Here is a 19,911-nt window from a genome sequence, read left to right as displayed (position 1 = left end):
CCCGCTCACGGAGCCCATAGCTACCCGATATCCGCCCCACGGGGCCGGTAGCGTCGCCCCAACCTCATCCACCAAGGTGATGTCTCGATGACCGCCAAGGCCGCTTTCCTTACCGCGCTGAGCCGTACCGACCACCCGCGGCGTGACACGCTGCGCCGGGAGCTCGCCAAGGAGAACGCCGGGCAGCCGGAGAACGCCGCCCGCCCGACGCTGGTTTTGGCGAGCGCCAGTCCGCGCCGGCTCATGCTCTTGTCCCAGGTCGGCATCGAGCCGGATGCGCTGCGCCCGTCCTCGATTGACGAATCGGCACGGCGCGGTGAGATGCCCCGCGCCTACGCCGCCCGCATCGCCCGCATGAAGGCGGAGGCGGCGCGCGACCAGATCGCCAACGACAAGGACATCGCCTCGGCCTACGTGCTCGCCGCCGACACGGTGGTGGCGGTCGGCCGCCGCATCCTGATGAAGCCGTCGAACATCGAGGAGGCGGCGAACTGCCTGCAGCTGCTCTCGGGCCGCGCGCATCGCGTTCTGACAAGCGTCTGCCTCATCACGCCCGATGACCGCATCCGCCACAAGATCGTCGACACGCGCGTGCGCTTCAAACACCTCGCTCGCGAGGAGATCGAATCCTACATCGCCTCGCGCGAGTGGCGCGGCAAGGCCGGCGGCTACGCCATCCAGGGCCTCGCCGGCTGCTTCGTGCAGAAGCTCGTCGGCTCCTACACCAGCGTCGTCGGCCTGCCGCTCACCGAGGTGGTAACAATGCTGGCCGGCGAGGGCTTCCCCATACACTTCGCCTGGGTGCGCGCCGCCGAGCTCGACCCTACATAGAGGGCAAGGCTCTAGAGGCATAAGTGGTGATGGCGAACAAAGACCCTTCAACTGCGAGCTACGGCCGCTGCCCGATCTGCGGGGACGCGGCCGAGACCGCGTTCCGCCCGTTCTGCTCGGCGCGCTGCCGCGACGTCGACCTCGGACGTTGGCTGGGAGGCGGCTACGCCATTCCCGGCGGCCGGGAGGAAGCGGACGAGGACGGGACGGATGCCGACCCCTTCGGCGAGCGCGACGACAAGCGGCGCGATGGCGGCGGCGACCCTGACTGAGGGCTAAAATTGCCGCGCTGGCGCTTGAACTTGCTGCGGCGGCCGAGGCCCTGGACAGGGCGCGGGGGGCTCACTATAACGGCCGGGCTTTGGCGCCGGGGACGTGTCCGCCGAAGCAAATGCCCAGGTAGCTCAGTTGGTAGAGCACGTGACTGAAAATCACGGTGTCGCTGGTTCAATTCCGGCCCTGGGCACCACCCCTTCAACAACCGACCTCTCATATTCCGGAGTCTCGCCCGGCACGTCGACCCGTTGCGGGACAAGCAACCTGAGACAGTTGTCGGCACCGATCTCCAAGGTGTGAATGTAGAAGTAGGTGCTGGCGTCGTTCTTGGATTCCATGACGGGCGATGGCGCCGAGACAATGACGAGACCGCCGCACTCACCGATCCAATCGATGTGCCGGTGCCCGTGCATCAAGATCGCCCGCTTCGCCATGGGCATCAGGCGGCGCAAGAACCAGTTTCCGTTGACCAGCGTCGTCCCGATCCTCTCCGACAGCACTTTGGCGGCGCGCGGATACTCGACCGGATGGTGGTGCAGCCCGATGAGCCAGCACGCTTTCGGGTGCTGCGCGAAAACCGCGTCCATGGCCTTGGCCTGCGCTGCAGAGATCATCCCGAGCGCGTTGGTGAAGGAGAAATGCGAGTCCGTGTTGGAGTTGAGGAGGACGATGCCCAGGCCGTCCTCGCGGTCCGGCGGCACGACCATGGGAAACACGTCGTCCCACAGGTCGGATGCCGCGGTAGAGAAGTAAGGCCGCCCGCGCGCGGCAAATCTCGACAGCTCGGCGGCGTGCGGGCGCAGCGCCTCCGTGAGTGTCTTGCCGATACGCTTTCCATCCGGGTCCACCACATGCACGCGCGATCCCTGCACCCCCTCGATGGCGGACAACGCGCGGATCTTGCGGAGGCGGCTGTTGGGACCGATCGAAAGGTCGAGCCGCGCCGGATTGGCGCGATCGACGATGTTGATGTCGTGGTTGCCGGGCAGCATGAGTACGCGCGCGGCGATGTCGGGATGGGCGGCCAGCGCGTCGAGGAACTCCGCCCATTCGCCTGAGCGTCCGGCGTCCGTCGCGTCCCCCGAGATGAGGACAACGTCGAGAGGCGCTGATGTGTGAATGTCTTCGAGCAAACGCAGCAACCGGCGAAAGCGATCATCGCCCTGCGGGCCCGACCTGCCGCTCTCGATGCGAAATCCATAGCGCTCACCGACGACATGGACGTCGGACAAGTGCGCGACGCGCCATGTCCGCGCACCGGGTGTCGGCGCCGAAAACTGCGGCAAATCCCGCGGCGGCGGCATCGCCGCATCCGCCAGTCCCCAAGCGAGTGCAGCGACCGCGAGATAGGCGCTGACGACGACCAAGGTGTTGGCGAGCGCGACCCCGGCGAGGTTCTTGAGGGCGAGCAGATCGCCCATCTCGCCGCTCCAGCGCGATGCCGGCCACGCCATGCTCAATACCCACAGCGCCAGCGCGCTGATCAGCAGGCCCGACGCGGCCGCAGACCACGACCGAAACCGCTCTCGGCGGCGAGCTGCAGCGCCTTCCGGAAGCATGCGCTCGGCGAGGTGGCGGAGAGATTCGCGGCCCAATATGTAGGCGGGCTCGATGACGAGGGCGTTCAGCGACCAAAAGCTGCTCTCGGCGAGACGGAACAGCCGCCGGCCGAACAGCCAGCCCATCGCCGCCACGGTGACAAAGAGTGCGATAGGCACGATGCCGATCAGCGCCGGCGTAAGTTTACCGGCGAGCTTACCGGCCCACGCTGCGGCGATCAGCGGCACGAGCCCAACGATCACGGCAGGAACGATGAACAAGATGAGCCAGGCGACGATTAGCTTAGCGAGGCTGATCTCGCCGAGCAGGCTGCCCGCCATGGACAACAGTGAGTTGGACTTGGTGCTCGACGCATCGTCTTCGATGTCGCCGTGCCGCGGATCAACCAACGGCTGCATGCGCCCAATCCTTGAGTAGCCTTGGTCGGCATTTCGAGGCGACCGGCGCGCGATCCTAGCTCACTGGCGACGCTGCTGCATCAGGCACCTACGCTACCCATAACAAGCGCTGGGCGGCGGGCCCTGTACGATCCACGAGCCGACAGCGGATAGCCGCCACGCTGGTGTCACTGTTGCGGCCTACCCGTGCGGGCGTCTGACGCATTCAAGCGGAGGGCGTTATGCGGCACTCACTCATGCTCGTCGCGGCCCTCTGCGTCGCGGTCGGAACCGTTCAAGTTTCGGCGCAGCAAAGCGATTCTCTTCAGGAGCAGAGTGCCTCCGATCTGGCTGGCGCGTATGAGGCCTGGAAACAGGCCAGCGATGCTGAGGAGAAGATAAGCCTCGGCGAACGCGCGCTCGCGCTCGAGCCAAAGGTCGAGGCATGGTCTCTTTCCATCCCGCGTCTACGCCTCAAGGCGGAGCTCTCGGCCGGCCTCGGCACCCTCTACGTCACCCGCGCACGGGGCGTGGCCGCCGACAACCTGGAAACGGCGATCGGATTTCTGCAGGCCGCCCTGGCGACGTGGACGCGCGAAGCCGACGCCCAGGACTGGGCAGGGGCGCACAATGCGCTTGGCATTGCCTACTGGCAGCGCGTTCGCGGCGAGCGTGCCGACAACCAGGAGACCGCGATCGCGCACTTTGAGGCGGCGCTGACCGTCTTCACACACGAGACTGTGCCAGAACAATGGGCGCAGCTGCAGAACAATCTCGCCGCCGTCTATTGGAGCCGCATCCGGGGCGACCGGGCGCAGAACGTGGAGGAGGCGATCGCGCGCTTCGAGGCGGCGCTCGGCGTGTTCACGCGCGAGACGGACCCCGGCCAGTGGGCAGCGGCGCAGAACAACCTCGCCAACGCCTTTGGCAAACGCTTGCGCGGCGACCAGGCGGACAATCGGGAGATGGCGATCGCGCACCTTGAGGCAGCGCTGTCGGTGTTCTCGCGCGATACCCATCCCGACCAGTGGGCGCAGGCGCAGAACAACCTCGCCATCGCCTATCTCGGCCGCATGCGCGGCAACGTCGCCGACAACCAGGAGAAGTCCATCGCGTCGCTCGAGGCGGCGCTCGGCGTGTTCACTCGCGACGCGACGCCCCAGAAATGGGCACAGGCCCGGCACAATCTCGGCAAGACCTATGCCGACCGCGTTCAGGGAGATCGGACCGGCAACCGCCAGAAGGCAATTGCGAACTTCGAGTCGGCGCTCACCGTGTTCACGCGCGATGCCGCCCCCCTCGACCATCTGCGTACCTCACGGCTGCTCGGCCGCGTGCTGCTCGAGTCGGAAGAGTGGACGCGCGTTGCCCCTGTCCATGCGAGCGCGCGCGAGGCGTTCCTGCTCCTGTTCGGACAAGGCGCTTCGGAAGCGGAGGCGCGCGCGCTCATCGCCGATGCGGGTCCGCTGTTTGCCGATTCCGCCTACGCGGCCCTGCAGCGCCGCGAGACCGAAAAGGCCTTTGAGCTGGCCAACGAGGGGCGTGCACGGCTCCTCGCCGTCGCCCTGAAACTGCAGACGATCGATCTCCCCGCCGATCAACGTCTGCGGCTCGATGAATTGCGCGCGGCCATACGGGCCGGACAAGAGGCGGCCGACGCGGCGCAAGGTACCGAGCGTGCCGTCGCTATCGACCGGCTGATCGGCCTGCGCCGCGAGTTGTTCGCCATCGTTGACCAGGGCGGCAAAGGTGGCGGGGCGCGGACGTCGGCGCTGGCCGAGGCACGCCGCATCGCCGCTGCCGGCGGCGCCGCCGTCATGCCGGTGGTGACCGACTTCGGCACCAGGTTGTTGGTCGTGACCGCGGCCAAGACCGGCGAGGATGTCACCGTTGTCGACGTGCCGGGGCTCACCACGATGCGCCTCGCCGAGCTGCTCATCGGACAGAAGGATGCGCCCCACAGCGGCTGGATCGGCGCCTATTTCGTCAACTATATGGATGGCCCCGAAGCGAAGCAGCGCTGGCCCGAGTGGATCGCCGCCATTGACCGCATCGGGCCCGAGCTTTGGGGCTTGTTCGGCGGCAAGCTCGACGCGGCGCTCAAGGAGCGCGGCGTCAAGCGCGGCGCGCGGCTCGTGTGGTTGCCATCGGGCTGGCTCGGCATCCTGCCGCTCGGCCTCGCGCAAGACTCGGCGAGCAAGCGTCGGTTCGCCGACGACTACCAGATCGCCTATGCGCCGAGCCTCGACGCGCTCAGCGCGGGGCAGACACTCATCGCCAACCCGAGACGCGCATCGCTCGCGGCCGTCGTCAATCCGACCGGCGATCTGCCCGGCACCGAGAAAGAGGGCGCGCTCGTTGCCGCCCACTTCGCCAGCGCCGATCGCACCGTGCTCGAGGGCGAAGCGGCAACGCCCGACGCTGTCATCGCTGCCCTCAAGGGCAAGACCCACTGGCACTTCGCCTCGCACGGCACTTTCTCGTGGGCCGACGCGCGCCAGTCGGCGCTGCTCATGCACGACGCAGCGCCGCTGAGCGTGGGACGCCTGCTTGAAACCGAGGGCCTCGGGCGGCCGCGGCTCGTCGTGCTCTCGGCCTGCGAGACCGGCCTTTCCGACATCACCAGCAGCCCCGACGAGTTCATCGGGTTGCCCGGCACCTTCACCGCACTCGGCGCGGCCGGTGTGCTCGGAACGCTGTGGCCGGTCTCGGACGCAGCAACGGCGCTGCTGATGGCGAAGTTTTACGATCTGCACCTGGAGGCAGGTCTTGATCCGCCGGCGGCGTTGAGCGGGGCGCAGGCGTGGCTGCGCGCCGCGACTAGCGACGATCTTAACGGCTATGCCGAGGTCGCGGCGGCTCGCGGACGGCTGCAACCCGCCCAGCTCGCTTCGCTCGCCGAAGAACTGAAACCGACGCATGCGCGCCGCGCCGCGCCGCTCGACGCCACGGCGGCAGGAGGCAATGAAACCGGCGCGGTGCATACTCCATCGCCGCAACGTCCGGCACGTCCCTATGGGCATCCCTATTACTGGGCCGGGTTCATCTATACGGGGCAGTAGAAGAGGCCGGGCAGCAGCGTGCACGCGAACGGGGGGTGGAAATTTTAACCATCATTGCTTTGGCGTCGTGCTGCCAACGGGCAGCCGAATCTGATCCTTGAGCTCCGCGAGATCGACGTACTGATCGGCCTGGCGTCGCATCTCATCCACGACAAGCGCCCCTGTCGCTAGCGTCGAGACTACGGTTACGCGCTTGCCCTCCTCTTGTAGGGCGAAGACCAGGGCCTTCAATTCGGCGCGTCCCGAGAAGAGAATGACGTGGTCCAGCGCCCGCCCAAGCCGGATGGCATCGACGGCGATCTCAACATCCATGGCGCCACTGGCACACGGCTGGCCCGCAATTCTGCGCCTCGTCGCTTTGGTGCTGGTCGAGTAGCCGTTGTACTGAAGCCAATCGATCAGCGGGCGCATCGAGCATTCACCGTTGTCGTCTTCGCTCAGCGTCGCATAGAAAACCGTACGTATCAGTTTGCCGCGCTCCTGGAACAGCGAGCGCAGCCGCTTGAAGTCGACGGAAAAGCCAAGCGCGCGACTGGCGGTTAAGAGGTCCGCGCCGTCGATGAAGATCCCAAGGCGTTCCTGCGGGGAGATGAGCATGGTTGGGGTCCGCAAAAATTGCCTCAACGCCAGACCCGGACCGAAGCTGGCAGGCAGCGCCAACGCCCGGTCCGGACCTGACGGGTGCCGGTTGATTGCAATCAGTGCCGGCCGGCCGCGCTGAAGTCGGGACCCTTGATAAAGATGGGTTCTTCGACATTCGGGAGCACGCGGTCGCTTCCCCCCGCGAGCACGGTGCGCGCAGGAGGGGGTCCTGCCCATCCCCGATTTCGGGGAGACTTCAAGCCGCTATTCCGTAGTTGACAAACCCAGCACTTCTGGCTAATTTGGCTCAACGATCAAATCGCGAGCCACAAGCCCATGTCGATCCTCACTAAATCGCACTTCCACGACGAGGCGGCAGCCTTCGTTGAATTAGAGACGATCCTGTGGGCCGATGGCCCGGTCTGTCCCCACTGCGGCGGCATGGATCGCGTCTACACGCTCAAGGGCGTGCGCTCCAAGCCGAGCAAGAAAAACCCCGAGGGCGTCGAGCGTCACGGTCTGAAGAAGTGCGGCCACTGCCGCAAGCAGTTCACCGTCCGCGTCGGCACCATTTTCGAGGACAGCCACGCGCCGCTGCACAAGTGGTTCCAGGCGATCCACCTGCTGTGCTCGTCCAAGAAGGGCATCAGCAGCCACCAGCTGCACCGCATCCTTGAGGTTCAGTACAACACCGCTTGGTTCATGGCGCACCGAATACGCGAAGCCATGCGCGTTGGAGGCCTTAAGCCTCCCATGGGTGGCGACAGCGGCATCATTGAAGTGGACGAGACCATTTATGGGCGCACGTCGACGCACCCCAAGGGCCGTGCGCGCGGGCGTGGGTTCTACAATGCCATCCACAAGAACGTCGTGCTGTCGCTCGTAGAGCGCGGCGGCACGGTGCGCAGCTTCCACGTCGAGGGCAGCACCATCAGTCAGGTGATCCCGGTCGTGAACGAGAACATCGCCAAAGAGGCGTCAGTCATGACGGACAGCGCGCCAATCTACACCAACAGACTGGGCGACTTTGCCAGCCATGACCGCGTTGATCACAGCAAGGAAGAATACGTCCGCTACGAGGACGGGCGCCCGGTGGTCCACACGAACACGGTCGAGGGCTATTTCAGCCTATTCAAGCGCGGCATGCGCGGTGTCTACCAGCATTGCTCAGAGAAGCACCTGCACCGCTACCTTGCGGAGTTTGACTTCCGCTACAACAACCGCTCGGCGCTTGGCGTTGAAGATACGGAGCGCGCTCTGAAGGCTGTCGCTGGCGCAAAGGGCAAGCGGCTGACGTATCGACAAGCTGACCCGATCAGATAGGTAGTCCAACGCGGGTTATGGGTGACATGGTGGGTGTGCATGGCGGGAATAATTCCATTATTCGACTCCTTTCCCAAGGAGGCGCACCACATCGGCCGCATGTTGGCCGGATACGGCGAACTGGAATTCGAACTGCACTCCTGCTTGGCAAATGTTTTAGATGCGGAGACCGCCCTTCGCGTACTTTTTCGAACGCGGGGTGAGGAAGGCCGATTGCAGATAGCCGACGCGCTCATGCGTAAGCCTTACGCATCAAAAGGGCTCAAAGACCCATACGAAACGATGTTAGGGGCATTTCGCTGGTGCAAGGGTACGCGGAATCGTTACGCACACTGCCATTGGTACCCGCGGGACGACATCCTAATGTTCTACAATTCGGAAGACGCCGCCTCTACCGCTGCGACTGACACCGCTCGCTTCAAACTCTATCCCGTCGACGCGCCTCTGCTAGAGAAGCAAGAGGCATACTTTGCGTACACGCTCGATCTTCTAATATATCTGCGAGACGCTTACCCAAAGGGGGGTGCCTTTGCGTTTGAGAGGCGATTGCCAGAACCGTTAGCACAACCGCTTCCGCATAATCGGCCAAGCTAACTAGGCCACCGGAAGACGCATCGATCAAAGACTGACGCCCGAGACCGAATGCCTCGGGATGCTGGCTGCACCACTCCGCCGCTAGTTTTTGCAGGTCACTCATGACGCGCCCCCGCATGGCGGCACGCCCGCAAATCACCTAGACTGTCGCCATGGCCCAACGCAAAGCGACCACCGACGACGGCAAGAGCCAGCGCCAGAAGTTTATCGACGCAGCCAAAGAGCATGGCGCCGATGCCGACGAGGGCACGTTCCGGCGTGCCGTGCGCACGGTCGCGACGGCTCCCGCCGTCAAGGCCAAGAAGCCTTCCGGCACTCGCAAACGCTGATCTGATCCCGCGCGGGACTAGGCACTGAGGGTTTGGAGCCCCCAGCCCAATAACCCTAGCTCGGCGGCGTGGGTTTGTAAAATACGTAATAACCCTTCAAGCTATCAATTGGAGCCGGATGGCTTGGGCCACGGCATGCGTGCGCTCGCGGACGCCGAGCTTGACCTGGGCCTTCTTCAGGTGGCTCCGGACGGTCTCTTCTCCCAGACCGAGCAGCTGCGCGATCTCACGCATCCGCTTGCCGGAAGCCATAAGACGCAGGACAGCGAGTTCGCGCGGCGTAAGCGAGGAGCTGTTGCCGAGCCGCTTGATGGAGGGAGCAGCCAAGCGCTGCAGACGTATGGCAGCGAAGTTGGCCCCAAGAAAGAGGAGGGCCCGTTGTTCCGGTGTGAGATTGGCGAGAACGTGGCGCGACCAATAGACGACCAGCCAGCGGCCGCCAACGGGGCATGAGAGACGGTCGCGCATGCCGTACTTGAGGGCCAACTCGAATGGCCAGCGATCGACACCGAGTGGCTCGAGCCGCGACATCGTCTCCGACATCGTAAACGGAGCAAGTGCCAGGCGCGCCAGCATCTCGCCCGGCCCAGGCGACTGCCGCATCATGTCGCGCTGCTCTTCCCACCAGCCCTTAGGTGCGCTGTCGTGCACGAAGACGGTCTTTCCCATTTCGAAGCTGCTGAGATCGCCCCACCGTAAAGGCAGCAACAACGCACCGAGCATTCTGATCTTGCACGTGGCGTTCGTGACCTCATCGAGAGCGTTCAGGACCTTCTCGGGCGTATCGAGCGAGTCGACGGAATTCGTATACTGCAAGAGCCGGCAGGAAAGCTCAGAGTTGGCTTGTGTTAGGGGCGCTGCCACTGCTCAGCTCCGAATGCCGATCACCGACTTTGTCGAACGCTCGCAGACCATCTGGTCGCAAGGGCAAGGGGGAGTGGCGACGTGCACCGCTACTTCTTAGCCCCAAATCTGCGGGGACACACTTAAGAAAGGATGTGTAAGGAGGTTTTTTGGGAGCACGCGGCGCCGCATCGCTTCAAGATACGCTGTTCTTTTTCGGCGTCATGCCCACGGGCATTCGCCGAGGGTTGGCTAGTGCTCGCGGAAGGCGCGCGAGAAGCTGTCGAGGATGGGCCGCAGCATGTACTCGAAGAACGTGCGCTCGCCCGTCTTGATGTAGACGTCGGCGGGCATGCCCGGTGTGGGATTGAAGTCGCCGATCTTCTTGTGCACATCGGTTTCGTCGAGCTGCACGCGAACGATGTAGGACTGGTGATGGAAGGGTACGAGGCTGGCCGGCGCCTGCGATTGCTGGTCGGCGATTGCGTCGGCCGACACGTAGACGACTCGGCCGTTGATGACCGGCGTCAAACGCTGATTTAGCGCGGTCAGACGCACCAGCGCCGCCTGGCCGTCGTGCACGTGCGAGATGTCATTGGGGCTGACGCGTCCCTCGATGACGAGCTTGTCGTCGACCGGCAGCAGCTCGAGGATGATGGCGCCAGGTGCCACCACAGCACCGCGCGTGTGGTAGTTCACGCGCACGACGACGCCGCGATCGGGCGCGCGCACGTCGACGCGCTCGAGTACGTCGCGACCCGCGCCAATCTGCTCGCGCACGTCGTCAAGCTCGGTCTCCGTCGCCCGCAGCTCCTCGACCGCCTTCTGCATCGCCGCCGATCGCAGCTCGGAGATTTGCTGTTCGGCGCGGGCGATCCGCTCGCGCGAATCCGCAATGCGGCCCAGAAGCTCGCCGCGGGAGCCAGCCAAGTCAGCCTCGGCGCGTCGCAGCGCCATGACCTCGGTCTTGCGCGCCAGCTGGCGGTCGAGCAGGTCCTGCTTGTCACGCAGCTCCTCGGAGAACAGGGTCAAGCGCTTCTCGACCGCTTGCGTCTGCGCTTCATAGCCGCCGATCGATTCCTTCAACGCCGCAACTTCCTTGCGCAGCACCTGCTCCTCGTCGGCCTGGTTTTGCCGCCGCGCCTTCAATTCCACCTGCTGCCGCGCGAATATCTGCGTGACCTCTGGATCGTCGGTGTAAGCGCTGAGCGCCGCCGGCAGGGTAAAGCCGTCCTTGCCGTCGATCTGGGCTTCCAGACGCGCCTGCGTGGTGAGGAGCCGGTACTCGCGCAGCACCAGCCGTCGCAGCTTGGCCTTGGCGGGCGTGTCGTCGAGGCGGACGAGTGTCTGGCCCGCCTCCACGCGCTCGCCCTCGCGCACCAGCATCTCGCGAATGATGCCGCCTTCCAGATGCTGCACCTGCTTGTTCTGCCCGGTGGCGACGAACGAGCCGGAGGCCACGACCGCGCCGTCGAGTGGAGCGAGCGCCGCCCACAGGCCGAAGCCACCGATCCATGCGCCCAGGATGGCTAATCCAACCAATGTCGGCCGGCGTAGACCATCGGCTACGTGCCGCTGCCAGTCGTCGAGCGCTGTCGGTGTCGCAGTCATGCCGGCGCTGCCTGACTTGCGGCAGCGGTTGGCCGGGCCTCCGAGCTGGGCGGCACCACGCGATGCAGAACCTTCGAGGGCGCACCATAGGCTTCCGGCCGGCCGTTGCGCAGAACCAGCACGCGGTCGACGGAATTCAGCAGCGCCGGCCTCTGGGTGATCACGACGACGGTCACGCCTTTGGCCTTGGCGCGCTGCATGGTCTCGCTCAACGCCTGCTCGCCGACGGCGTCAAGATTCGAGTTCGGCTCGTCGAGGACGATCACCGCCGGATCTCCGAACAGCGCGCGGGCGAGGGCGATGCGCTGCTTCTGGCCGCCGGACAGCGGCGCTCCGCCCTCCTGCAGCACAGTCTCGTATCCTTGCGGGAGTTGGCAGATCATGTCGTGCACGCCGGCGACGACCGCTGCCTCGTAGACCTTCTCGTCGGGCAGGTCACCGCGCATGCGGCAGACATTCTCTCTGATCGTGCCGGGAAACAGCTCGACCTCCTGCGGCAGGTACCCGGTGAAGGTGCCGAACTGGCGACGATCCCAATTGCGCAGCTCCGTTCCGTCGAGGCGCACGTGCCCCGCCGTGGGCGGCAGGCACCCGACAAGCAGCTTAGCCAGGGTCGACTTGCCCGAGCCGGACGGACCGACGATGGCCAGCGACGTTCCCGGCGCGAGGTCGATTGAGACGCCGTTGAGCGTCGGCTCCTTGACGCCGGGCGGGATGTACAGCAGACGCTCGGCGACCACGCGCCCCTTGGGGCGTGGCAGCTGCAGGCGCGGCGGCTCACGTGTGAAAACCTCCACCGCCGCGACGACTCGATTGTATGCGGCATGCGCCTGGACCACGCTGCGCCAGCCCTCGATCATGCCTTCAAGCGGCTGCAAGGCGCGGCTCGCAATGATCGAAGCCGCGATCATCATGCCGCCGGTGATCTCGCCTTCTAGCGCCAGGAAAGCGCCCCAGCCGAGCACGAGGATCTGCGTGATGAGGCGGAGGAACTTGGAGACGCCGGTGATCCAGAAATTGCGGTTCAGCGCGGTGCCCTGCACCGTCAGCGCGTTCGCATGCTCATTTCCCCAGTGCTGAATGCTCTCCTGCAGCATGCCCATCGCATTGATCACCTGCGAGTTGCGCGCCAGCGCCTCGGCACGGTCGTCGGCGCGGGCGGCATGCTGTCCGGCCCGGCCGAGAGGCGCCGAGGTGGCACGCTGATTGAGGAGGGCGATCACGGCCAGAACGGCGCCGGCGATCAGCGCGATTACACCCAGCTGTGGGCTAATGAGGAACACCGCCGCGAAATAGAGCGGTGCCAGCGGCGCGTCGAACAGCAACAGCATCACGGGGCTGGACAGGAAGTTGCGCACCAGATGCAAGCTGCGCACGGTTTCGGCAGGTGCGCTGCCGACGTGCGGGATACTGATGACGCTCGCCAGCAGGTGGCCGCCAAGGATGGTCTCCAGCCGATTGGCAAGCGCACCGAGCACCTGACGCCGGCAGATATCGAGCAGCGACAGCACGGCGAGAAAGGCAACCGCCAGCATCGACAACATCAACAGGGTGTCGATGCTGCGGCTGGTGAGCACGCGATCCGACAATTGGAAGAGGTAGATCGGCACCGTGAGCATCAGCAGGTTCACGAACACCGAAAACGCCGCCACGACGATGAACGTGCGCCGCGCCAGTGCACGCCATTCCTGCAGTGGCATACGTGCTGGTGGTGGCGCTAAATTCTGCGGCTCGTCGGCGATCGAAGGGGGCCCCTGCGGCGATCCAACTTGCTCTGCCGCCCCGGTCCACAGTTTCGCGGTCTCGCCCAGCAGGAAGCGCAGGCGCGCTGTGCGTTGCCGCGCCCCGGCGATCACCGTTTCGATGGCGCTCGCCGCCAACCCTCCGAACGACTGCGAATCCGCCCCGGGTGTTTCCATGGGTTACGCCAGTATGTCGGAAGCCGTCCGCATCACGGCCTGATCGATGTGGAGCGCGTCGGAGGTGCTGTGATCGACACCGGGAAGATGGTTGAACGCCCACGCGTCAAGGCCGCCCGCAATGTCGCTGTCGACGGGGGCTTCGTTCGCGGATGCGCCGGCATCCGAGCCACCGAGGCTCAATGCAATCCCGTAGTTGGTGTACCCGCCGGAATCGGACACGAGCGCGGGGGAATCGGATGGCGCGCCGAAGCTGAAGTTGATTTGGCCGGGCGAGCCGACACCTGGCCCTTGCGCATCGTCATGCCCGCCGTCCAGACCGATGAGCGACGTTGCCGGGCTCAATGCCGGCAGAAGGTGGTCGGTCGCATTGACCAGCGCGTCGCCAAGGTTCCCAAGCAAGCCGCCGACCAATGGCAGGCTCGAGAGGACCTCGGAAATTCCGCCCAGTAGGCCCTGCGCGGCGTCGTTCATATCGAGGCTGAGGCCGAGATCGAGCGGCTCGCCTGATGCATTGAACGCCACGAAGGCCCCGTCGCTCCTTTCTGAGGTAAGGGACGCTTCGTCGGCAGACATCGGATGGCCGAAGCCGCCACCCCCCGCCGCGCCGCCGCCGTGCGCGAACCCATCGGCGATGGGCGCAATCTTCGCCTCGCCGAGTTCGCTCGACAGCGGCGTCGGTGCGTAAGCGGGCAGGGTCGGAGCATGCTGATAAGTTATTGGCTCGGGGGCCTCAGCGGCCGTTGAGACGCTTATATTCGGTAGATTGTTGGCGATTGGTGCGGTTGCGCCGCTCGCGTGGTCCGCACGGCCCAACCCCTCGTCGCCCGCGTGCGCGGAGGTAGGCAAAATCCCATCGCGGCCCGCCATCTCAGCAAGAAAAAATGCCCAGGTGAGGAAGCTCGCCCAACGCCGACGGCCACCTAGGTCACTGGTATCACGCACGTCTCGCGTTGGAATGGGTCCTGCCGTTTCCGAAACACGTCGTGCGTTTGCCGCGGCCGCCATGACACGCTCCATCCTGAAACTAGAGGAATGACCGGCGCGACGATCGCGCCGGCCATCGTTTCGCTAGGGCCGTTAGGTGGTGACGTTGTCGAGCGCCTGACCGATGTCGAGGCCGGCCACGTCGATGTTGAGATCGCCGGTGAGCCCGCCGAGATCGAGCGGCAGATCGGCGCCGCCGAGGAGGCCGCCCAATTCCGCGCCACCGAGGATGTTGCCGAGCTCGGCACCCCCTACGGTCGCATCGGCGACGCCGGGTGCGTGTGCTTCGGCAAGGTTGTCGCCGTTGAGCGCGTCGACCTCGATGCCGCTCGAGCCACTGCCAATGCCGTCGGTCAATTCGCCGAGGAGGCTGCCGCCACCGTCGAGCAGGTTGCCGAGCTCGGCGCCGCCAACCGTCGCATCGGCGACGCCGGGGGCGTTCACTTCAGCGATGTTGGTGCCGTCAAGCGCGTCGATCTGGACGCCTTGGAAACCGTCGGTCGCACCGGTCAGTCCGCTCACGATGCCGCCCAGTCCGTCACCGGTCACGCCATCGACAACACCGGCCACACTGCCGTCGCCGACCGTGGCATCGAGCAGCCCCGGCGCATGCGCGTCAAGCAGGCTTCCCGAATTGACGGCATCGACTTGCACGCCATCGAGCGTGCCGCCGAGGAGGCCACCTACATTGGTATTGGCGTTGATGAGGCCGTCGCCGTCACCGTCGGTGTCGCCCGCGTTGATGCCGACGCCGCCATTCGAGCCCTCGACGCTTCCGATGCCGTCGGCGCTCGAAGTGTCATTGCTCGCGATAGGAGGGGGTGTGTTGGAGCTGGAGCCCGTTGTGCCGTCGTCGGGCGAGGCGTTTGAGGGAGCGTCACTTGACGAAGACGAATCCGACGGCGAGCCACTAAAGCGATAGGCGCCCGGATGGGTGTTTTGTTCCATGGTTCTCCTCCAGTCTGTTGGGCCGGAATTCCGGCGGACCCCCGAATTGATCCCGATCGCCACAGAGCGATGCCTGACGGGGTGACTGGTGGAGCAAATGGCTGGTTGGTTTATCGCGTTCCTGTGCAACCCGAGTTAGGGTTCAAATGGAGTGCAGGCGATCGGCGCATTTCGTTTCAGTTTAAAGGAATGGAAACCGTGCCGCGAGCATAGTCCCCCCGTCGCGCGCGTGGACTCAAGGCCGACATTCCGAGCCGGATGAAAGGGGGACTACACCATATGTCCCACCTTTGCTGGCGCTCAGTGCACGGATTTAGCATGCTGGGTCACGCATCCCTGCGTGTGCATGCATTCGGGTTTGGTAAATGACGGTACATGCTGAACTCGTTGCCGCCCGACGTGCTCCCGCATCCGCGGTCGGAGTCAAAGTCGAGATCGCATCCATCGCCACCGCCGTACCGAAGTACGTGACCGGACAGGAAGAGGTCTCCGAGCGCGCCCACAAGATCTATCCGCAGTACGCCCGACTCGATTCCCTCTACACCAATACCGGCATCGAGCGGCGCTACTCGGTCGAACCGAAAGAGTGGTACCTCCGGACCCACACCTGGGAGGAGCGCACCGAGACGTACCAGCGCAACGCCCTCGACCTCCTCGAACAAGTGGCGGTGCAGGCCGTGGCGGAGGCCGGGCTCGCCTTGCGCGACATCGACACGATCGTCACCAACACCATCACCGGCCTCGCTATCCCGACCCTCGAAGCGCGGTTGATGAACCGGCTTGCGTTCCGCCCCGATGTGCAGCGCTTGCCGATGTTCGGGTTTGGTTGCGGGGGTGGTGTTGCCGGGCTTGCCCGTGCCGCGCGCATGGCGCAGGCGCAACCGGGCTCGAACGTGCTGTTCCTGACGATCGACCTATGCTCGCTTTGCCTGCGCATCAACGATCCCAGTCTCACGATGTTTGTCGCCGCCGCGCTGTTCGGCGACGGGGCAGCCGGGGTCGTGTTGCGTTGCCCCGGCGGTACGCAGGAAGCTCGCGGCCAAGATGGTCCCGTGCGCGCCCGCATCGGTGCCATCGGCGAACACTTCTGGTCGAAAACCGAGCACATCATGGGCTTCGACATCAAGGACGACGGCTTCGGCATTGTGTTGAGCCCGGAACTTCCCACCTTGATGCGCGAGCGGTTGGGCGAGGGACTAATTCCGTTCTTTGTCCGCGAAGGGCTCATGCCGCAGGACTTCGCCGGCTTCCTCCTGCATCCCGGCGGCAGCAAGGTGCTCACCACGGTGGAAGATACGCTCGGCATCGAGCGTGACCGCCTCCGCTACTCCTGGAAGGTGTTGAAGGAGTACGGCAACATGTCGTCGGCGACCGCGCTGTTCGTCCTCAAGGAAGCTCTGGCCGACAAAGCCCAAGGACGATTTCTGCTGGCGGCATTCGGCCCCGGGTTCTCCGGATACTTCATCGTTCTCGATCTCTAGGCCGTGACTGGCGAGCGTACGAGCGTGAGTGAAGTGACGTTCACTGAGCGCTGAGCGTTGGTCACCCCGTCCGGGCGCTCGCCGATGCGCAGCGCGATGAGCAGGCCGGACGGCCGATTGCCGATACAGCACCGCCATTGGCATGCGATCGTTCCCTGGCCGTCAAACACGACAGTCGAATCAGATGTAAACTGCGCCTCACGCGGTTGAGCGATCGCTCGACTACACGCGAATTTGGCACGCGTAGCGCATCGGTTGCGGAGCGGGCAATGGGAGCGTGACATGCGACCTTGGACTGTCAGTCTAGCTTCAGCTGCCGTAGGTTTCGGATTGGGCTGGCTTACGCGGCCCCTGGTCGAAGGGCGAGGCGCGTCGCTTTCGATAGACGAGGTGATCCACCACGCGCTCGTCGACGAGGATCGACTCCTCCAGGCAGCTGCGCATCTGACCATCGCGCACGTCACGATGTTCGGCTTGGCGTGCGCCCTGTTGGGATATGTCGCGGCGCGAATGAGCAGCTGAACTCAGCCACCCCGCCCCGACCACTGCAGATGGCCTCTCAGAAAACAGTGGGCAATGTCGATCGCACGGCAACTGAAGCTGGTTCGCTATCCAGGAAGGGCGATGCTTGTCCGCTCGAACTAGTGGCGGATCAGATAAATGGCGCAAGGCGTCGCGCTGGCAGATCGCATCAGAGCTGAAAAGCTCAAAGAGCAGATACGCGTGCTCGAGAAAGAGCAGGGCGAGATCGCTGCTCGGTTTGCAAGTTACGACACCAGTTCTGCAACAGAGCGCCGCGCGGCCCATCTCGCCTTTGCCGAAAATCGCGCAATGATTGGCCGGCTCAGTCAGGAGCTGCTCAGGCTCGTGTGCATCTAGGGCGCCGCTGCAGATAGCGCACGCCTCAGGCGAGCGCAGCGCTACGCCGAAAGATGTAGCCGGTGCCGGAAGGTGTAGTAGCGGCATGGCTCGGTCATCTTGTGGCCGTCGCTGCCGATTGACTAGCCTTGGCGCACGTTCGTTCTCGAAAGCCGTCCGAGAACTGGCCGCAAGGCGCGGGGTCATGGTCGCGCGTGTAGTTCGATCCATGAATTCATCACTGCGGCCATCAAGAGGAGAGGAATCGGCCCCTCCGCAAAGTTCGAAATGAGCCGTAACACAGCAGAGTTGGGTCCCATGCAGGAGCAGTACATTTCCGCTCGGATACCGACGCCCGTCCAGGCGTCGAACCATCAGCCAGAAAACTTCCTCGTCACACATGCGGACATCAAGCGCTTTATCAAGCGCTACTCGTCGCTGCTTAAATGGTCCACGGCCATCGGTATCTTGTTGGGCGCGGCCTATGCGTGGTCGGCTGTCCCCCTGTACACCGCCCATGCTCAGATCATCATCGATCCGAGCCTGCCTAAGTCACTTACGGACGCGCGCGACAACATCTTTGGCCTCGACAATGCGCAGGTGGAGAGCCAGATCCAGGTGATCCGCTCCGAGAGCATCGCCCAGGCCGTCGTCAAGAAGCTGAAGCTCAATGAAGACCCAGCATTCAGCGGCGTCTCCTCCTCGATACTTACCTATCCATTTCGACTGTTAAATGGGGCTCCCGAGCCGGATGCCCTCGCCCGTGAACGCCTGGCGTTGGCACGCTACAAGAATGGCCTGGAAGTGCGGCGTGTCGGGCTCTCCTACTCCATCGACATATTCTACAGCGCGCCGCACCCCGATCTCGCCGCCAAGTTAGCCAATGCTACAGCCGATGCCTACATCGCCGATCAAATCAACGCGCGCGGGCTAGCAGCGCGCCAGGGCGGCCTCTGGCTGGAGGAGCGGATTGATCACTTGCGCAAGGAGATGAATGCAGCGGCTTTGCAGGCGCAGGAATTTCGCGCCAAGCGCGACTACCGCATTTCGCCCAGAGCTGGTGCGGAGGGGCTCCCAGCTGCTCCCCGCGAGCCTGTCGAAACCCGTCAAAATACTCTCGAAGAGCTCGATTCCACGGCTCAGACGTTCCGGCGCATCTATGAGAGCTACCTATCCGCATATACGGAATCTGTACAAAAGCAGTCCTATCCCATCAGCAACGCCCGCGTGATCACCGAGGCTTCGGCGCCCACCACCAAGAGCTACCCACGGACCAAGCTCATCTTGCTATTCGGCGGCCTGATGGGTGCACTGGCCGGCTTCGGCATAGCCTTCTGCCGGGCACAGCTCGACCGTAGCGTCGCGGGTGCGCGCCAGGTTCGCGACGAGCTCGGGCTCGAATGCCTCGCCATGATCCCGAGTTTCGTAGACCTCCGGCCTCCGTCGCCGGTGACGCGTCTCAGCGCCGGACTGGCGCTGGCGCAGCGGCCGTCTGACCTCGTTCGCCTTCTCCAGCGCGGAGCGAAGTCGATCGTCGGGCGCGTGAATGCCTGGTTTATGGGGTCTGCAACGACCGAAGAGGCAGCTCAAGAGACCAGCCGCGCGGACCTCTTGTCGGTCGTTACCTTGCCCTTCTCCATTTTCAGCCACGCCATGAAGCGGCTGAGGACAGCCATCGCGATCGCCGCTCGAGGCAGGCAGCTACGGAGCATTGCCGTTACCTCGACACTTCCGGGCGAAGGAAAGTCGACGATCGCGGCAAACTTGGCCGCACTGTTCGCGGCATCGGGCGTACGCACACTTCTCATCGATGGTGATATGCGTAGGGCATCATTGAGCCGCGCCTTTGCGCCGGACGCGGAACAGGGGTTGCAAGAAGTCCTCAATGGTGAGTGCGCGCTGAAGGACTGTATCGTCCGTGTCGACGGCAGCGACTTAGATCTGCTTCCGCTCAGCATCGCGGGACTGACCAATTCGCCGGATGCGGCGCCGACAGTCGAACTTGCCGAGCCGTTGCTCGCCGAGATGCAGAAATCCTACGACTTCATCATCTTCGAGCTTCCACCGCTCAGCGCGAGCCTCGACGGCCTCGCCGTCAGCTCGCTGGTGGATGGCACAATCGTCGTTGCCGAGTGGGGCCGCACACCCTTGCCGCTGCTATCTGAATCCATTCATTTGCTGCGTAACGCAGGGGCCAATATCGCCGGTGTGGTGATCAATAAGATCGATACATCGACCCCCGATAACGGCGATCTCGCGGGCAACTACTTCAGCTACTCCTACGCGCCGGCAAACGTCGAACGTCTGCGCTGATCCGATGCAGACGGACT

General features: G+C 64.4%; 17 protein-coding genes and 1 tRNA gene. 10 read left to right on the top strand and 8 right to left on the bottom strand.

All coding sequences use genetic code 11. The features are described from left to right. Positions 1 to 87: 87 nt before the first annotated feature. The 3 genes from GIW81_RS07145 to GIW81_RS07135 all read left to right on the top strand — a co-directional run bounded on the left by GIW81_RS07145 (position 88) and on the right by GIW81_RS07135 (position 1,300). The gene (locus tag GIW81_RS07145) at positions 88 to 831 is read left to right on the top strand and encodes a Maf-like protein (RefSeq protein WP_154738580.1); all 744 of its coding nucleotides are present in this window, start codon (positions 88 to 90) and stop codon (positions 829 to 831) included. Between the two features lie 29 nt (positions 832 to 860). Continuing rightward, positions 861 to 1,103 carry a DNA gyrase inhibitor YacG gene (gene yacG, locus GIW81_RS07140; RefSeq protein WP_154738579.1) on the top strand — a complete coding sequence of 81 codons (243 nt, stop codon included), beginning with the start codon at positions 861 to 863 and terminating at the stop codon, positions 1,101 to 1,103. A 121-nt stretch (positions 1,104 to 1,224) separates the two neighbouring features. After that, a tRNA-Phe gene (locus GIW81_RS07135) sits at positions 1,225 to 1,300 on the top strand. Here GIW81_RS07135 and GIW81_RS19025 read toward each other — a convergent pair. Further along, the gene (locus GIW81_RS19025; RefSeq protein WP_324615007.1) at positions 1,263 to 2,339 is read right to left on the bottom strand and encodes a metallophosphoesterase; all 1,077 of its coding nucleotides are present in this window, start codon (positions 2,337 to 2,339) and stop codon (positions 1,263 to 1,265) included. The genes GIW81_RS07135 and GIW81_RS19025 overlap by 38 nt on opposite strands. Here GIW81_RS19025 and GIW81_RS19350 point away from each other — a divergent pair. Both GIW81_RS19350 and GIW81_RS07125 read left to right on the top strand, forming a co-directional pair. Next, the gene (locus GIW81_RS19350; protein WP_324614923.1) at positions 2,223 to 2,948 is read left to right on the top strand and encodes a hypothetical protein; all 726 of its coding nucleotides are present in this window, start codon (positions 2,223 to 2,225) and stop codon (positions 2,946 to 2,948) included. The genes GIW81_RS19025 and GIW81_RS19350 overlap by 117 nt on opposite strands. A 338-nt stretch (positions 2,949 to 3,286) precedes the next feature. After that, a complete protein-coding gene (locus tag GIW81_RS07125; protein ID WP_154738578.1) occupies positions 3,287 to 6,106 on the top strand; it encodes a CHAT domain-containing protein in 2,820 nt (939 codons plus the stop codon). Between the two features lie 51 nt (positions 6,107 to 6,157). Here GIW81_RS07125 and GIW81_RS07120 read toward each other — a convergent pair whose 3' ends face one another. Then, positions 6,158 to 6,703: a LabA-like NYN domain-containing protein gene (locus GIW81_RS07120; RefSeq protein ID WP_195930436.1), complete on the bottom strand. Its 546-nt coding sequence runs from the start codon at positions 6,701 to 6,703 to the stop codon at positions 6,158 to 6,160. 321 nt (positions 6,704 to 7,024) lie between these two features. Here GIW81_RS07120 and GIW81_RS07115 point away from each other — a divergent pair, with 321 nt between their 5' ends. After that, the gene (locus GIW81_RS07115; protein ID WP_154738576.1) at positions 7,025 to 8,011 is read left to right on the top strand and encodes an IS1595 family transposase; all 987 of its coding nucleotides are present in this window, start codon (positions 7,025 to 7,027) and stop codon (positions 8,009 to 8,011) included. Between the two features lie 746 nt (positions 8,012 to 8,757). Then, positions 8,758 to 8,934 (top strand): hypothetical protein, encoded by a 177-nt coding sequence (locus GIW81_RS07110; protein WP_154738575.1) that lies wholly within the window; start codon positions 8,758 to 8,760, stop codon positions 8,932 to 8,934. 96 nt (positions 8,935 to 9,030) lie between these two features. On the opposite strand, the gene GIW81_RS19345 is transcribed toward GIW81_RS07110, so the two are convergent. From GIW81_RS19345 to GIW81_RS07085, 5 genes are all read right to left on the bottom strand, one after another. Then, complete coding sequence (locus tag GIW81_RS19345; RefSeq protein ID WP_154738574.1) at positions 9,031 to 9,798, bottom strand: response regulator transcription factor; 768 nt, start codon at positions 9,796 to 9,798, stop codon at positions 9,031 to 9,033. A 231-nt stretch (positions 9,799 to 10,029) separates the two neighbouring features. Continuing rightward, positions 10,030 to 11,388, bottom strand: coding sequence for an HlyD family type I secretion periplasmic adaptor subunit (locus GIW81_RS07100; RefSeq protein ID WP_229309104.1), 1,359 nt, complete (start codon positions 11,386 to 11,388; stop codon positions 10,030 to 10,032). Next, the gene (locus GIW81_RS07095) at positions 11,385 to 13,307 is read right to left on the bottom strand and encodes a type I secretion system permease/ATPase (protein WP_229309103.1); all 1,923 of its coding nucleotides are present in this window, start codon (positions 13,305 to 13,307) and stop codon (positions 11,385 to 11,387) included. Before GIW81_RS07095 ends, GIW81_RS07100 begins: the two co-directional genes overlap by 4 nt. Positions 13,308 to 13,310: 3 nt before the next feature. Next, positions 13,311 to 14,315, bottom strand: coding sequence for a hypothetical protein (locus GIW81_RS07090; RefSeq protein ID WP_195930435.1), 1,005 nt, complete (start codon positions 14,313 to 14,315; stop codon positions 13,311 to 13,313). Positions 14,316 to 14,387: 72 nt separating this feature from the next. After that, complete coding sequence (locus tag GIW81_RS07085) at positions 14,388 to 15,242, bottom strand: hypothetical protein (RefSeq protein ID WP_154738572.1); 855 nt, start codon at positions 15,240 to 15,242, stop codon at positions 14,388 to 14,390. A gap of 365 nt (positions 15,243 to 15,607) precedes the next feature. Between GIW81_RS07085 and GIW81_RS07080 the strand changes: the two genes are divergently transcribed. Continuing rightward, positions 15,608 to 16,723 (top strand): type III polyketide synthase, encoded by a 1,116-nt coding sequence (locus GIW81_RS07080; RefSeq protein WP_154738571.1) that lies wholly within the window; start codon positions 15,608 to 15,610, stop codon positions 16,721 to 16,723. 309 nt (positions 16,724 to 17,032) lie between these two features. Here GIW81_RS07080 and GIW81_RS19205 read toward each other — a convergent pair whose 3' ends face one another. After that, positions 17,033 to 17,167 (bottom strand): hypothetical protein, encoded by a 135-nt coding sequence (locus GIW81_RS19205; RefSeq protein ID WP_267873813.1) that lies wholly within the window; start codon positions 17,165 to 17,167, stop codon positions 17,033 to 17,035. A 216-nt stretch (positions 17,168 to 17,383) separates the two neighbouring features. Between GIW81_RS19205 and GIW81_RS07075 the strand changes: the two genes are divergently transcribed. Further along, positions 17,384 to 17,602 carry a hypothetical protein gene (locus GIW81_RS07075; protein WP_154738570.1) on the top strand — a complete coding sequence of 73 codons (219 nt, stop codon included), beginning with the start codon at positions 17,384 to 17,386 and terminating at the stop codon, positions 17,600 to 17,602. A 297-nt stretch (positions 17,603 to 17,899) separates the two neighbouring features. After that, on the top strand, positions 17,900 to 19,894 hold the full coding sequence (locus GIW81_RS07070) for a polysaccharide biosynthesis tyrosine autokinase (protein ID WP_195930433.1): 1,995 nt from the start codon (positions 17,900 to 17,902) through the stop codon (positions 19,892 to 19,894). Positions 19,895 to 19,911: the final 17 nt, after the last annotated feature.

Source organism: Hyphomicrobium album (genome assembly GCF_009708035.1).
Lineage (GTDB): Bacteria > Pseudomonadota > Alphaproteobacteria > Rhizobiales > Hyphomicrobiaceae > Hyphomicrobium_A > Hyphomicrobium_A album.
This window is presented reverse-complemented; position numbering and strand designations above follow the sequence as displayed.